13 protein-coding genes and 1 pseudogene are annotated in these 15,239 nt (G+C 49.9%); 5 read left to right on the forward strand and 9 right to left on the reverse strand.

The features are described from left to right. Window positions 1-67 precede the first annotated feature (67 nt). The gene (locus O3C58_09755; protein ID MDA0692142.1) at window positions 68-1,597 is read right to left on the reverse strand and encodes a radical SAM protein; all 1,530 of its coding nucleotides are present in this window, start codon (window positions 1,595-1,597) and stop codon (window positions 68-70) included. A gap of 286 nt (window positions 1,598-1,883) precedes the next feature. Between O3C58_09755 and O3C58_09760 the strand changes: the two genes are divergently transcribed. Both O3C58_09760 and O3C58_09765 read left to right on the forward strand, forming a co-directional pair. After that, window positions 1,884-3,266 (forward strand): phosphomannomutase/phosphoglucomutase, encoded by a 1,383-nt coding sequence (locus O3C58_09760; protein MDA0692143.1) that lies wholly within the window; start codon window positions 1,884-1,886, stop codon window positions 3,264-3,266. Further along, a complete protein-coding gene (locus O3C58_09765) occupies window positions 3,263-3,652 on the forward strand; it encodes a VOC family protein (GenBank protein ID MDA0692144.1) in 390 nt (129 codons plus the stop codon). Before O3C58_09760 ends, O3C58_09765 begins: the two co-directional genes overlap by 4 nt. 13 nt (window positions 3,653-3,665) lie before the next feature. Here the strand turns inward: O3C58_09765 and amrB are convergent. The 6 genes and pseudogenes from amrB to O3C58_09795 form a co-directional block, all read right to left on the reverse strand. Beyond that, a pseudogene (amrB, locus tag O3C58_09770) lies at window positions 3,666-4,469 on the reverse strand (AmmeMemoRadiSam system protein B). A gap of 38 nt (window positions 4,470-4,507) precedes the next feature. Beyond that, window positions 4,508-5,263 carry a protein-L-isoaspartate(D-aspartate) O-methyltransferase gene (locus O3C58_09775; GenBank protein ID MDA0692145.1) on the reverse strand — a complete coding sequence of 252 codons (756 nt, stop codon included), beginning with the start codon at window positions 5,261-5,263 and terminating at the stop codon, window positions 4,508-4,510. Then, entirely contained in the window at window positions 5,220-5,597 is a 378-nt protein-coding gene (locus O3C58_09780) for a hypothetical protein (protein MDA0692146.1), read from the reverse strand. Before O3C58_09780 ends, O3C58_09775 begins: the two co-directional genes overlap by 44 nt. 166 nt (window positions 5,598-5,763) lie before the next feature. Next, window positions 5,764-6,918, reverse strand: coding sequence for a molybdopterin-synthase adenylyltransferase MoeB (gene moeB / locus O3C58_09785; GenBank protein ID MDA0692147.1), 1,155 nt, complete (start codon window positions 6,916-6,918; stop codon window positions 5,764-5,766). Between the two features lie 210 nt (window positions 6,919-7,128). Then, on the reverse strand, window positions 7,129-8,319 hold the full coding sequence (locus tag O3C58_09790; GenBank protein ID MDA0692148.1) for a pyridoxal phosphate-dependent aminotransferase: 1,191 nt from the start codon (window positions 8,317-8,319) through the stop codon (window positions 7,129-7,131). A gap of 182 nt (window positions 8,320-8,501) precedes the next feature. After that, on the reverse strand, window positions 8,502-8,726 hold the full coding sequence (locus tag O3C58_09795) for a hypothetical protein (protein ID MDA0692149.1): 225 nt from the start codon (window positions 8,724-8,726) through the stop codon (window positions 8,502-8,504). Between the two features lie 225 nt (window positions 8,727-8,951). Here O3C58_09795 and O3C58_09800 point away from each other — a divergent pair, with 225 nt between their 5' ends. Genes O3C58_09800 through O3C58_09810 form a run of 3 tightly spaced genes read left to right on the forward strand, consistent with a single transcriptional unit; the run spans window position 8,952 to window position 13,253 of the window. Continuing rightward, the gene (locus O3C58_09800; protein MDA0692150.1) at window positions 8,952-9,587 is read left to right on the forward strand and encodes an ABC transporter ATP-binding protein; all 636 of its coding nucleotides are present in this window, start codon (window positions 8,952-8,954) and stop codon (window positions 9,585-9,587) included. After that, window positions 9,584-12,163 (forward strand): FtsX-like permease family protein, encoded by a 2,580-nt coding sequence (locus O3C58_09805; GenBank protein ID MDA0692151.1) that lies wholly within the window; start codon window positions 9,584-9,586, stop codon window positions 12,161-12,163. The genes O3C58_09800 and O3C58_09805 overlap by 4 nt, the downstream gene beginning before the upstream one ends. A 58-nt stretch (window positions 12,164-12,221) precedes the next feature. Next, a complete protein-coding gene (locus O3C58_09810) occupies window positions 12,222-13,253 on the forward strand; it encodes a hypothetical protein (protein ID MDA0692152.1) in 1,032 nt (343 codons plus the stop codon). A gap of 16 nt (window positions 13,254-13,269) precedes the next feature. Here the strand turns inward: O3C58_09810 and O3C58_09815 are convergent, their stop codons facing one another. Next, complete coding sequence (locus O3C58_09815) at window positions 13,270-14,685, reverse strand: MFS transporter (GenBank protein ID MDA0692153.1); 1,416 nt, start codon at window positions 14,683-14,685, stop codon at window positions 13,270-13,272. Between the two features lie 28 nt (window positions 14,686-14,713). Then, complete coding sequence (gene bamE, locus O3C58_09820; protein MDA0692154.1) at window positions 14,714-15,028, reverse strand: outer membrane protein assembly factor BamE; 315 nt, start codon at window positions 15,026-15,028, stop codon at window positions 14,714-14,716. Between the last annotated feature and the right edge of the window lie 211 nt (window positions 15,029-15,239).

Raw genomic sequence — 15,239 nt, forward strand, 5'->3', positions numbered from 1 at the left:
CGAAAATAATTTGCCGGAGTATATCACAGTCCGAACCAACGATAACTTGGGGAAAGGTGGCTCTGGGTCACACCCGGATTAATTTATTTTTTACCAGGGTAAAGGCGTCTTTGAGGAAGGATTTCGCCATCTTGGTGCTTTTGTTGCTGGAGGATTGGGAAAAGAGATCGGTGAACAATTGCAGGATGCGGGTGGGTTTGCGCAAAAAATAAACGAAGTAAAACAAGCCCACCCCAAACAGCACCATGAGAGACAATTCCCAGTCACTGAAGTGTTTGTTATAGGATGTCTTTTTTGCGCCAAAATCCTGAAACGTGAACAAACTCATCAGGTAGTCATCGGAAAGCTCGGTGATCACGCCATCTTCCCGCAGTTGATTGAAGGACTCTGTATTCGGCTGGGGAGAATAAGCGTTCAGGTTGACGTTGGTCAAACCGATCATCCCGCATTTGACGATGGCGGCGTAAGTTCTCAATACGCTTTTGTAGTCGTCCTCCGGAAAGCCGATGATAAAAAAACAGCCCACATTGATTCCGGCGCGCAGGGCGGATTTAGCCGATTGGAACATGGTCGGCAGATGCACCTTTTTCTTGATCGCCTGAAGAATCCTGGGGTCTCCCGATTCCGGCGCAAAGGCAAACTCATGACACCCTGCGGCTTTCAGTTTACAGGCGATTTCATAGTCAATGCCTTCGCTTCGCGTGCCCGACGGCAGTTGAAAGGTGATGTTCATTTTCCGGGCAATGATCTCATCGCAAAAATCGCTGATCCATTGCTTTTTGACGATAGCGGTCAGATCCTCGAACTGAAAGTCAGTGACGCCATATTGATTGTAATAATCCTGCATTTCATCGACCACCAGCTTATAGTTTCTGGGGGTCCATTCCGTGGTCCACATTTTAGGGCTGGTGCAGAAGGTGCAGGAGAACGGGCATCCGCGTGTCGCCAGCATGGGCATGAATTTCCCCTGGGACGCTCCGTGCGGCTGATTGACCTCGTTATATTTCTGGATATCAAACAACTCCCAGGCCGGACGGGGAATGGCGTCGATATCGCGGATTCTTTGTCGCCGTTCATTCACGCGAATCGTATCATCTGCGGCGCGATAAGCCACGCCAGCAACTGTGTCCAGGGGTTTGCCGTTTTCCACATGTTCCAGCAATTCGACGATGATTTCCTCGCCCTCTCCCATAACCACAGCATCGAGAGGAGCGCCTTCCAGGGAAAACTCCGGAAAGCCGGTCACGTGCTCCCCTCCCATAATCAGAAAGACATCGGGAAACACGCGGCGAATGTCCTTCAGCAATTCGCGGACAAGCACCCAGTGGGATGTGAACATGCACCCCAAACCAATGACTTGAACGTCGCGGGGAATTCTTTCCACAATCTGTTCATTCGTCAATCCCCGGATGCGCACATCGTTGAATTGGAAAAAATTTCTCGGCGCGGAACCCGGCCCATCCACCACACTGACTTCATGCCCCGCTTCCTTAAGGGACGCGGCAATATAGGCCAAGCCAAGAGGAGGCATACTGATCGTCGAAACAAAATTGGTCAGGGATACAAATTTGGAAGGCTCAATCAAACAAACTTTCATGCAGGAAACCTGAATCTGGGGGAAATCAACACCTGTCTTAGGCAAAAAACAACGTCTAATCGTAACATAATAGAGAAGTCGCCCCTAGCGATTTCCCTTTCCTTATAAGACCTTATTATTTTTTCCTTTGCCGGAAAATATTGTGAAAGCATTTGAAAAATCAGCTCCGGCCAACAGCCTGCCGTTTGCGAACCCTTGGCCATAAATTCCCCGATTGCCATATTCAAATGGATGCCTTATCCTTGCATCTGATAAAAATATTTTACAACCTCAAATCCAGTGGACGATGCCAAATACCATTAATCCAAATATTTTTCGAGAGTATGACATTCGCGGTGTGGTCGGAGATGACTTGACTCCGGATAGCGTAGAACTGATCGGTAAAGCGATCGGATCTTATATTAAACGCAACGGCGGCAAAACCCTCACCGTTGGCCGCGATATGCGCCAAAGCTCGGTCGATTTCAGAGACGCCCTGACAAGGGGACTGCTTTCCACCGGTTGCGATGTCATCGACATCGGCATGGTACCGACTCCGGTTTCCTATTTTTCACTCCACCACCTGAAACCGGATGGCGGGGTCATGATCACCGGCAGTCACAACCCTTCCAATTTTAACGGCTTTAAAATCAGCCTGGGATTACACAGTCTTTACGGAGAAAAAATTCAGCATCTACGGGATCTCATCGAACGTTCGGATTTTGAAACCGGGCAAGGGAAACAACAACACGAGGAAGTCCTGGAAACGTATATGGAAAAAGTTTCCGAGATCATTAAAATTTCCCGTCCGGTCAAAGTGGTGGTGGACGGCGGCAACGGCTGTTTCGGCATCACCGGACCGGAACTCCTGAAGCGGCTGGGAATGGACATCGTCGAACTGTACTGCGAACCGGACGGGAACTTTCCCAATCACCATCCCGACCCGACCGTGGCCGAGAACCTGGTCGATTTGATCGCTAAAGTGAAATCGGAAAAAGCTGAACTGGGCATCGGGTTCGATGGAGACGCCGACCGTATCGGCCTGGTCGATGAGAAAGGCAATATCATCTGGGGAGACCAGATATTGATTCTTCTGGCGCGCGATCTTTTGCAAAAACATCCCGGCGCCACCATCGTCGGTGAAGTGAAATGCTCGCAAAACCTGTTCCAGGACATTCAGAAGCACGGCGGCACGGCAGTGATGGCCCCTGCCGGACATTCCCTGATCAAAAAGAAAATGCGCGAAACAGGCGCCCTGCTCGCCGGTGAGATGAGCGGTCACATCTGCTTTTCAGATAATTACTACGGCTATGACGACGCTATTTTCGCCGCCTGCCGTCTGCTCGAAATCATCGCGTCCTCAGACAAAAAATTGTCCGAAATGCTCGCCGACGTTCCGGTCACTGCGTACACACCGGAAATCCGCATCGATTGTCCCGATGATCAAAAATTTAAAATCGTGGCGGAACTCACCGAGTATTTTCGAGGAAAGTACGATGTGGTGGACATCGACGGGGTCCGCATCAACCTCGATGACGGATGGGGCTTGATACGCGCCTCCAATACCCAGCCGGTTCTGGTCCTGAGATTTGAGGCTGAAACAAAAGACCGGCTCAATGAAATCATTGCGATGGTTCAGGAACAATTGAAAAAATACGAGCCTGTGGTTCAATTCAGACCGGAACTGTGATCAAAAAATATTTACACACTCGCCTCAGGGTATCGGACATGGATCAATCCATTCGATTTTACTCCAAAATCCTGGGGCTGAAACTCATCGAACGGAAAACATCCCCCAGAGGTTCCGAACTGGCCTTTTTGCAGGCGCCCGGGACCGACAGTGAAATCGAGCTTTGCGTTTTCCCGGCAAGCGGCAAGATCGACGTTCCAGAAGACCTGATGCACCTGGCCTTTCAGGTGGATGATATGGAGAGTTGCATCAACCGTTTGAAAAAAGCCGGTGTTCCCATCACCGAAGGCCCGGTGAAAACTTCCAATGGCACCTGTTTTATTTTTACCGAAGACCCCGATAAATACGAAATTGAATTGCTGGAATATCCGCAAGAAAAGAAGTGAAACCTGCATTTCTTCAGCTAACGATCATCCCCGCATAACCCACCACCTGATCGAAATCTCCGGTGACATCGCCTGACGTCATGTACTTGATAAGCTCAGAATGGCTCGCTCCCATTGCATTGGCGCACAGCAACATCACGGTGACGGGATTCACCCCGCACATGCTGATATGATTTTTTTCGACGGTTTTATATAAGCCCTCCGCATCCCGATCCACAATCCGGTCAATGGCTTGTTTGTCTTTTTGTAACGCGCTCGCCTGCGACTCGTAATGGGTCATGTCGGAGCTGGCAATAATCAGCACGGGACGGTCCACTTTCTTGATGCCCGCCAAAATGGCGCGGCTCACCTCTTCACAGTCCTTGAAGGAAATACGCTTCAGACAGATAGGAACGATTTTAAATTCCTTGCGAAAATATTACAGAAAAGGCAGTTGCGTTTCCAGGGAATGTTCGTATCGATGGGCGCTGGAATCGGTATGAACTTTTGGAGACGCTGCGCAAATCGCTGCCGCTAATTCGGTGTCGATGCCCAGATCGCCAAAAGGCATGGACCAAGTCCCCCCGGTCATCACCGCAATCGTCGCGCCCTCTCCCGTATGATTCGGACCGATCAGGACGACTGTCTCAGGAATTTCAATACGGGAATAGACCGCACCCGCCGCATCGCCCGAATACATGAACCCGGCATGCGGAGACACAATACCGATCACGCGGCTTTTTTCGGAACCTTCAACGGTATGTTTGTTAATTTCCTCAGTCAACCCATCACAATCCGCCGGATAGAATTGTCCGGCAACCGCAGGAGCTCGATGCATCATTTCGCCCCCCTTCTCTCTCTTCCGCTCCAGGCCGGTCATTGCCTGATCTCCCCGGTCATGGGAACAAATACGACCCCCGTAATAAACTCCTTGTGCAGTCCATCTTTCTTTTTGGTCAAAACCACCAGATCCTGAGACAAACGGTGATCTCCCAGCGGCATCACCATGCGCCCTCCGAGTTTCAACTGGTCCGCCAGCGGCTCAGGAATTTCCGGCGCCGCCGCAGTGATGAGTATGGCATCGAAAGGACCGGCCTCCTGCCAACCCTGATAACCGTCCCCATGCCGGACATTTACATTCCGGTAGCCAAGCCGGGTCAGTCGTTTGGCCGCTGACTTTGCCAGAGTTTCAACAATCTCGATGGTATAAACTTCTGCGGCGATTTCCGCCAGCACCGCCGCCTGATAAGCCGAACCGGTGCCAACTTCCAGCACCCGGTCCCCCGGTTTCAGGCGCGCGCTCTGGGTCATCAGAGCAACAATATAGGGCTGGGAAATGGTCTGATTTTCCGTGATAGGAAGGGCGCGGTCACTATAAGAAAGATCGCGGTAACTGAAGTCCGTAAATTCGTGGCGTGGAACGCTCAACATCGCGTCTAGAACGGCAGGATCTGTGATCCCTTGTCCCCGGATGTCGATTTCAACCATCCGTTTTCGCTGTTCGCTAAAGTCTTCGCTGGCGACGGCTTCGGGCCAGGTCCAAAGCAGGAGGGGTAAGGCAGTGGCGGCCAGGGAGAGAAAAAAACCCTTAGAGAATAAGCCCGTTTTTTTTGAGCCAGGCTTGGCTGTCAAACTGCTTATTATTAAATTCCTGAAACTCAATCTCTTTTTTAGAAAGTCGATCACCATCGATATATTGAGGCCGCTCACTGGATTTTCTCTTGCTGGCCTTTTTTGCAGGGAGCGTATCCAGAAAGTCTTCCTCAACCTCCATTTCAAGGGATTCCGTCAAAACCTGCATTTTCAATACAAGCACCATAAAACTTTGAGGGCAGATTTTTTCCTTTTTTTGGATCTGGGCAACGATATTTTTGACCTTCTCAGAATTCATCACCGCATCGGTGATCGCTCTGGATAATCTTTCAAAATCACGCTCAGAACCTTCCGAATCATGTGCTTCGCTCACAAAACCCCCTTTGTTTATGTTCCCTTCTTACTCAATAAAACTTTACTACCTGTTTTTAACATAAACTTGCCAATGTATATTGTCAAGTCCGTTCAATTTTCCCAGCCCTTGCATATGAAGAGAAGATTTCTTATGACTTTTTAGGGTACATTTTAAAGGATGGCTGTCAATACTTGGGAACCGATGCATCGATTTTATCGGACCATTCCGTGATCCCGCCGCGCATGCTTTTGACGTTGGAGTAGCCCATTTTAATCAGCGCGTTTGCCGCTTTCAAACTGCGGACCCCGGCTTTGCAATGGAGAACAATTTCATCCTGTTGGCGCAGACCGTTGAGCCTGGCCGGATCCATCGCTTCAAATTCGCCCAGAGGGATCAAGGTCGTGCCGTTGATTTTGCAAATCTGATATTCCGAAGGTTCGCGAACATCGATCAGCTTGAAGTTTTTTCCGCTATCCAGCATTTTCTTGACTTCCAAAACGTCAATCTCCAGGGGGTCAACAGCGGAAGATTCTTCCTGCGGGACGATGCCGCAAAACTGCTCATAATCGATGAGTTCCTTGATGGTTGGATTGTCTCCACAGATCGGGCAATTCTTGTCTTTACGAAGCTTCAATTCCTTGAATTTCATTGCCAGAGCGTCAAACAAAAGCAATCGCCCCACCAGGGTTTCGCCTTTTCCCAAAATCAGTTTGATCACTTCGTTGGCCTGGATCAAACCAATAATGCCGGGCAATATACCCAGTACGCCGCCTTCCGCACAACTGGGCACCAGACCCGGTGGCGGTGGCTCGGGATACAGACAGCGGTAGCAGGGACCCTCTTTTGAATAGAAAACGGAAGCCTGGCCCTCAAAACGCAAAATACAGCCGTAAATATAGGGTTTGCCCAAAAGAACAGCCGCATCATTGGCGAGATATCGGGTGGGGAAATTATCCGTCCCATCGACGATGATGTCGTAGTCTTTAAAAATATCCAGAGCATTTTCAGAGGTCAACCGGGTGTTGTAGGTGACCACGTCGATGCTGGAATTCAGGTCGCTGATCCGCGCCTTGGCTGAATCCACCTTCAGTTTTCCAAGGGTCGATTCGCCGTGGATGACCTGGCGCTGAAGATTGCTGAAATCCACAACATCAAAATCCACCATCCCCAGTTTGCCCACGCCTGCGGCGGCCAGGTACAAGCCCAGAGGCGCTCCCAGCCCTCCGGTTCCAATGCACAGCACCTTGGCATTACAAATTTTCTCCTGCCCCTCGACACCCACTTCCGGCAACAGCAGGTGTCTGCTATAACGGTTGATCTGATCTTGAGATAAAGCCATATCGCACCCTTCAGTAATTTAATAGGTCCCGGTTTTCTGTCTATCTTTTTTGACGAAAAAGGGACATTCAAATCCCCCCAGCCCCCTTTATAAAGGGGGGAACCTTACTCCCCCTTCTACGAAGAGGGATGGGGGGATTTAATTTTTATGCCTTATATTTAAGATATCATTTTATCAAAAAAGGTTCACGGCGGACAAATTTAATGCCGCTCATCCCTTCCCCGCCGTCTCCCGAAACGCTTCTTCAAAGCCTGGAATCGAGCCTTCGAGCACCGAATCCGGCAGGCAGTAGGACAGACGGAAATAACCCGGCAGGCCGAATCCCCTGCCCGGAACCACAAGCACCCGTTTGGATGCCAGAATCCGCACAAATTCGACTTCATCGGCCAACGGTGATTTTGGGAAAAAATAAAACGCGCCTTGAGGTTTCACTACCGAATAGCCGATGCGGGTCAGTTCTCCGTATAGAAAATCGCGTTTGCGCTGGTATTCCTTAACATCCACCATCGCTCCCTGGGCGTTTTTCACCGCCCGCTGGATCAAGGCCGGGGCGTTGACAAATCCCAGCACCCGGTTGCAGAAGATCAACCCGGCCATCAGCTCTTTAGCGCTTTCCGCACGCGGATGGACGACGACCATGCCGATGCGCTCCCCCGGCACCGCCAGATCCTTGGAATGCGAAGTGATATAAATACTGTTATCGTAAAATTCGCAGATATTGGGCGTCTCTACGCCGTCGAAGGCGATTTTCTTGTAGGGATCGTCGGAAATCAGATACACCGCGCGTCCCATCTTTCGCGATTGCCTTTCAAGACAAGCCGCCAAGGCTGTGAGCGACTGCCGGGAATAGACCACGCCGGTCGGGTTATTAGGGGAGTTGATCATGACCGCCCGGGTACGCTCGGTAAACGCTTTTTCCAGCGCCTCCAGATTCAGGGTGAAATCCTCGTTCGTAGCAACCGGAACCGCCTTGCCGCCATGATTGTCGGCATAAAACAAGTATTCCACGAAATAAGGCGAAAAGATGATGACTTCATCACCGGGGTCCAGCAGGGTCTTGAGAGTGATGTTCAATCCTCCCGCCGCCCCACAGACCAGGACCAAATCATCGGGAGAAAGATCCACCTTGCACTCCGGTGCCAGCGACCGTGCGAGAGTTTCCCGAACATCGGGAAGCCCGGCATTGGGCATGTAACGGTGCAATCCGGGGGTCGGATCCTTTGCCGCCGCGACCAAAGCCTGTTTCAATGCCTCAGGGGGTTCAACCACAGGATTGCCGAGCGACAGGTCAAAGACGTTGTCTGCTCCAAATTCCTGCTTGAGGCGAATGCCTTCTTCGAACATTTTGCGAATCCAGGAAGAATTTTCCATGAATCCAATGATTTTTCGGGAGATCGCCATACGCTGCCTTTTTAATAGATAGGAAAAACCATTAAATAGCATAAAGCGGCATTGGGTTCAATGGGGAGAACCTGAAGCGGGAAATTAATTCAAATTTTTAGAAGGGGCGCGGCATTGGCTTGCAGGAGGGTAAATATTCCCGGGAAGGGCGGAGTGCTTATTTTATGAAGTTATTTGAAAAATTAAGTCTCCACAGAAAAATCATATCGGCTTTTTTCATCGTTTTGAATCAACTCGCCGAGTTTTTTAATATCCAGCGACAGATTGTATTTGGCAGGATCGCCTTTAGGATCAGAGGCCTGGAGTTTTTTAAAAGATTGGCGCACGCCGGGGGATTGCAAAATTGCTTTTTCAATCTCTAGCCACAAGGTTTCGGCTAATTGTCTTTGCGTTTCTTTTAGTTTCACTTTTATATCCAGAGCATCGTTAGGTAGAATAAAGATTTTACTGAGCCGATATTGCGGCTGAGTCAATGGAAAGTCACAAACTTGTCACCTTCCGTTGCATGAGCGCCCGGATTTGTGAATTTGATTTAATGATATTATGCTTCTTTCTTTATTCTTTCAGCCCGATACCCATACCCGATGACGGACAATCCGGTAATAAAATTTAATAAGGTCAGCAAATATTATATGGCGGGCGGCACTCGCGTCACCGCGCTCAAGAGCGTCGATATGGAATTGCACTCGGGAGACTTTGTCACCGTCATGGGACCCAGCGGCGGCGGCAAGACCACCCTGCTCAACTGCATCGGCGGGCTGGACGCGCCAGACGAAGGCGAAATATTCCTCAACAACCGTTTGATCTCGAAAATGAGCGACCGGGAATTGACGCAGTTACGCCGCCAGGAAATCGGATTCGTGTTTCAGTTTTTCAATCTCATGCCCACTTTGACCCTTTGGGAAAATGTGGAGCTTCCCCTGCTGTTAAGCCATTCCTCAAAAACTGATGACAAGAGGATTCACACGTTGCTGGAATATGTGGGGCTTCAGAACCGGGCGCAATCCTTCCCGGCGGAATTGTCCGGCGGAGAAATGCAGAGAGTCGCCATCGCCAGGGCGCTGGTGCATCAACCGGCTATCATCCTGGCAGACGAACCCACCGGCAACCTCGACTCGGAAAACGGGACCAAAATTCTGGAGTTGATGAAAAAGGTATCGGTCGAATTTCAAACCACACTTGTAGTGGTCACACACAACCCGCAAATCGCTTCCTACGGAAATTGTCATTTTGAAATCCGCGATGGGGAATTGACCCAAAAAGAATGAACTTTCTTTTTTATTTCAAGGATCTGTTCACCGCCCTCATCCTGCGCCCTCTCCTGCGCGATCCGTTTCGCACCGGCGTCACTATTCTGGGCGTGGCCATTGGCGTCGCGGTATTCTTAAGCATCCGTCTCACCAATGCGCAAACCATGCTTTCGTTTCAGGAAAGCGTCGATCTCGTTCTTGGAAAATCCAACGCAGTGATCCATGCCGAGGGCATGAGTTTTGACGAAAATCATTTCAAAAAACTCCTCACTCTAAGAGAATGGATCAAAGTCTACCCGGTGATAGAAGGTTACGGCGTGGAATCCAGCACGGGCGAAGTTGTAGAGATCCTCGGAACCGATCTATTGCAGGACAGCGGCATTCGCGATTTTTCCCTCAAGACGGTAGAGCCGGACTTGAAAGGCCTGCTCCCCATCATCCTGGACCCCAAAGGCATCGTCCTGCCGGAAAAATTCATCCCCGTAACCCGGTTTCAGCCGGGCGACAGTATTCGGTTCCTGGTCAACGGCCAACCTCGAGACTTGAAAGTTACAGCCGTGTTGGAAAATAAAGGCATCGCAAAAGCGTTAAACGGCAATTTCGCCATGATGGATATCGCCGCCGCTCAGTTGGCTTTGAACAAATTGGGCAAGCTCGACCGTATCGACGTGGAGTTCCTTAAAGACACCGATTTTGACCGCATGCAAGCAAAGATCGCCACAGTACTGCCGGATTTTCTCAACATCGACCGCCCGGACAGAAAAAACAAACAGGTGGAAAAAATGCTCAGGGCGTTCCAGTACAACCTGACGGCATTGAGCTTCGTCGCCCTGCTCGTCGCGCTTTATCTGATCTACAACATGATCGCCCTGTCCGTCGTCCGCCGCCGCATGGAAATCGGCACGCTTCGGGCCTTGGGAGCGACACCTACGCTTATAGCCGTCATCTTTTTTCTGGAAGCCGGGATCATCGGTACGGCGGGATCGTTTCTGGGAATCGGGCTCGGGTATTATTTCGCCCAGTTTTCACTGGACGCGGTCACGCTCACGATCAACAACCTGTATGCGCCCAGCTACGTGACAGAAGTGGATTTCCACTGGCAAAAAATGTGGCCTTATGTCGTTTTAGGCATCGGGCTCTCTCTGGTTTCGGCTCTCATTCCGGCTTACGATGCGGCCAAAACATCGCCCACCCTGGTGATGCGCCGTGGCAGTTACGATCTCAAACTGTTTCGCGGCAACCGCAAGCTGAATCTGTCTGCGCTCCTGACGATACTTCTGTCCGCCGGGTGTACGCAATTGCCGGCCATCAATAATTTCCCCTATTTCGGGTTTCTGTCGGTCTTCCTGCTCATTCTGGGGTTGTCCCTGCTGTCGCCCTCGGCGCTTCTTCTGGCCCGTCGCCTCCTGCATGGATCGTGCAAAAAGTTATTTGGCGGCGAAGGTCTGCTCGCCAGCATGAACCTCTCGCAAAATGTCGGACGCAACTCGCTGGCGGTTTCGTCTCTGGCCATTGCCTTCATGATGGTCATCAGCATGTCGATCATGGTTCACAGTTTCAGAACAACGGTAATCGTCTGGATCGGCCAGACGTTACGGGCGGATCTGTTTGTCCGCATCGCCGGGGGCCGTGACATCGATTACCAGTACACCCTGCCCTCGGATCGCGTGAAGCAACTGAAACAGATTGCGGGAGTCGCCGCGATCGACCAATTCCGGGCCATCGATATTTCATACAACGACAAGCCCGTGGTTTTAGCGACAGGGGATTTCTCGGTGCTTTCGCAATTTGGAAACCTGGTGATCAAAACCGGCCCCCCAGCGCAGGAACTGGACCGCTGGATGGTCGGACACAACCGGGCCATCGTCTCCGAAGCGTTTTCTCTCAAGCACAAGGTGAAGACAGGAGACCGTTTACACCTGACAACACCGGGCGGCCCGCTGGATGTTGAGATTATCGCTGTGTATTTCGATTACTCCCGCGAACGCGGCTACATCATCCTCGATCGGACGACGTTTCTGAAATATTACCAGGACCCGGCCATCAACAGCTTTATCATTTATCTTGCGGATAAAAACCAGCTCACAAACGTTCGTAAAAACGTGTTGAACACCATCGGCAAAGATTATCAACTCGTCATCCGCTCGAATGCGGAACTGAAAAAAGACGTTCTTGACGTGTTCGACCGAACCTTCGCCATCACCTACGCCCTGGAAATCATCGCCATTGGCGTTGCGGTATTGGGTCTTTTCAACACCCTGATATCTCTCATTCTGGAGCGCAAGCGCGAGGTTGGAATTTTGCGCTTTCTGGGCGCGTTTAAAGATCAGGTCAAGCGCGTGGTGTTGATCGAGGCGGGGATATTAGGTTTGATCGGGTCGGGCATGGGTTTGATCGCAGGGGTGATCGTTTCCTACATCCTGATCTTTGTCATCAACAAGCAGTCCTTCGGCTGGACCATTCAGGTGCATTTCCCTTATCTGTTTATCCTTCTCACCACCCTCCTCTTTTGGGTAGTTTCCACATCCGCCGGGCTGTATCCTGCCCGTCTCGCCGCCAAACTCAACCCGAAAGAAGCCGTGCGGGTGGAATAAAGCCTTCCAAGAAAATAGTCGGAGTAATATACTGATAAAAATTCCAGAGAGATTGAAAATGCCATCTATCGGCAAAGTTCTAGACATTCTAAGATACTGGGGAAGGGAGGACCTAGTAAGGATACTTGATAATTCAGAGATCAACTTCGAAATTTCAGACTCTTATGGGAAGATGGCTAAATTTTCCCGGCTAACCACAGTTGAAATTTTTTCTTCCATCCAAAATTGTGAACGTCTGCGAGCTCTTCTCTCAAATGATCAACAGTTAATTATTAAAGCTTTCTTGGAAATCTATCCTCCAAGAGAAAATGACATTGAAATTTGTGACCTGAAATTTGTTGTCAACCAAGAAGCACCTACGGCACCAGAACCTGCTATGAAACAATTAATTAAAGAGATTGAGGCTCAACGAAATTTGATGATAGCTGTATCTACAGGGGGTCCTAGGATACAAGAAGTTAATCATGAGTATGATAATAGGCGAAGACAGATTCAATCCAACCTTTCTCAACTGCACATCGATGATCCTAACCCCTATGGAACCCTTTGGGAATGGTATGGTAAATGGAGTAGTGGTGATTTACCAACCTACCAATCTCGTCGATTATATATTAACGAGCTTTATAACCCACTTCTCGATAGGCTTTCCAAGGGAACTTTGATTGATGAAACCTCACTTCGAGAACCAACTGGATGGGCTCGCGTTGATCGATGTTTGGACAAAGTCCGAATTCAGTTGGAACGATCTTCAACTGAAGAAGATTTCCAATCTGTGGGGCTCCTTTGTAGGGAAACTCTTATTTCTCTTGCACAGGCAGTATATGATCCTAAAAATCATAGCACCAGTGATGGAACTGTTCCAAGTAAAACCGATGCGAAAAGAATGCTGGAAGCCTTTATTGAGAAGGAACTTTCAGGAGGAAGTCACGAAGCTACGCGGAGGCACGCGAAAGCATCACTTCAACTTGCCAATGATGTTCAACATCGACGAGACGCTCAATTCCGTGATGCGGCTTTATGCGCCGAAGCAACTTCGTCCGTAGTTAACGTAATTGCAATAATTTCTGGACGACGAGATCCCGTCAATTAAATTGGGATTTGGACCATTACTGGTAGGAAACGTGCAATTTCTTGAAGGATTGCAAAAGCAACAGGCACAAACAAACCACAATTGCGTAGCCGCCGATGATTCTAAAAAAATCCTGGGCACTCACCAGACTGTAGGCGGTTAAAAAGAACACCGCCCCGACATTTCCATAAGCCCCGGCCATGCCCGCCATTTTTCCCGTCAGGTCTTTGCGGATGAGCGGCACGGCGGCAAAGCAGGCTCCGTTTCCCGCCTGCAGAAATACCGAACAGGTAATCGCCAGCAGAATCACCCACCCCAGGTGCCAGCTGGCGTTTATTTCCCCCATAGCCCAAAAGCCTGCCAGGGCTCCAAGAACTAAAACCGCCAAGGTCTGCCTTCTTCCAAGCAGGTCGGACAACCAACCGCCGCTGGGCCGGGTGATCAGGTTCATCACCGCAAAGCTCGAACCCAAAATACCGGCAGTGGCCACTGAAAGACCAAAGGTGGTTTCCAAAAATTGCGGAAACATGGAAACCACGGCCAACTCCGCTCCAAAAGTCAGCGCGTAAACCAGACTTAGAATAAATATCTGCCGGAATTCGTAGTGTTCTTCTTTGGGGATGGCTCGTTTAAGGTTCGGCAAATTAACGCGGAGGGACTCTACCAAATTCAAGAAGAAAATTCCGCTGACACCGGCATAAAGCAGCAGGGTGACGTCCTGTGAAAATAGCGGCGACGACAGCGCGGATAATTTCCACACCAGAGCCAGGAGGGAACCGTAAACAGGAAGCATCAATACGATCTGTAAAATTAGATCCTTGCGGGACGTCACCTCAATGGAGTGAATCAGGCTGACCTTGAAATCGCGCCCGCGGTCGGGAATTTCTACAGCCCATTTCCAGTAGACCCCGGCCCAGATCAGACACAACAAGCCGGAAAATGCCGTAGCCGCCCGCCAACCCATTTCTTCGGGAAACAACAGCGCAACGACAGGCAGGGAAAATGCCGCGGCGGCGGCTCCAAAATTTCCCCATCCGGCATAAATCCCCTGGGCGATTCCCATTTTTTCCGGCGGAAACCATTCGGCGATCATTTTGATTCCGACCACAAAGCCAGCGCCCACGATGCCCATCAGCAGACGGGCAATCAGAAACTCAAAAAACTGGGTGGACGTGGCAAAATAAAAACAAACTGAGGCAGCAAACAGCAGCAGACCACAGAACACCTTTCTCGGCCCGTGACGGTCGACCAGGACGCCGATGATGATCCTTGCGGGTATCGTCAGAGCCACATTGCAGATCATCAGGATTTCGATCTGATCCAACGACAGGCCCACCTGCTTCATGATCGTGGTGTTGAACGGGGCCATGTTGAACCAGGCCACGAAGGTCAAAAAAAAAGCGACCCACGTCAAATGCAGGGCGCTTTTCTGCTGATCACTGAATCCAAGCATTAAAATGTTTATCAGGAACGGAGCAAGGTCATTGCGAGGTGGCTTGACTGCTCATGAATTGATGGGTTTCGACCACACCGGATCTATCGAAGGTGACAACCAGATCTTTGGAGGTGTCTTGACCTATCAAACGATACTTATTGTGCTCATAAACCCAGATCTCTTTTCCATTTTGAACGCCTTTTTTAAAAGGCTGTCCAAACATGGATTCCATTTCCTCCTTGGTGGTGTGGCCATTCTCAATACTGTCGTAAAGAACTTCATTAAACTCTTTGCCGCTGGTTCCACAACCCGTGACCGCAAGAATCGCCAACAGAATTCCAATAAATAAAAAACGTTTCATGTGCATCACTGCCTCCATTTTCTAAAATCTTACCATGCTGTTGGTAAATACAAGAAATGATTTCCCTGGAAATGTATCCAGGGTCAGGCTCCGACAGAATCGGGCTGATGTTTTAACATTAGCAGGTTGCTGAAAAACTATTTTTGGGACCTTAAAATGTTAATTTCAAGTTTACTGTTAATTTAAGAAAACCAGTAGCACAGGCGACCTA

This window comes from Nitrospinota bacterium (genome assembly GCA_027619975.1).
Lineage (GTDB): Bacteria > Nitrospinota > Nitrospinia > Nitrospinales > VA-1 > JADFGI01.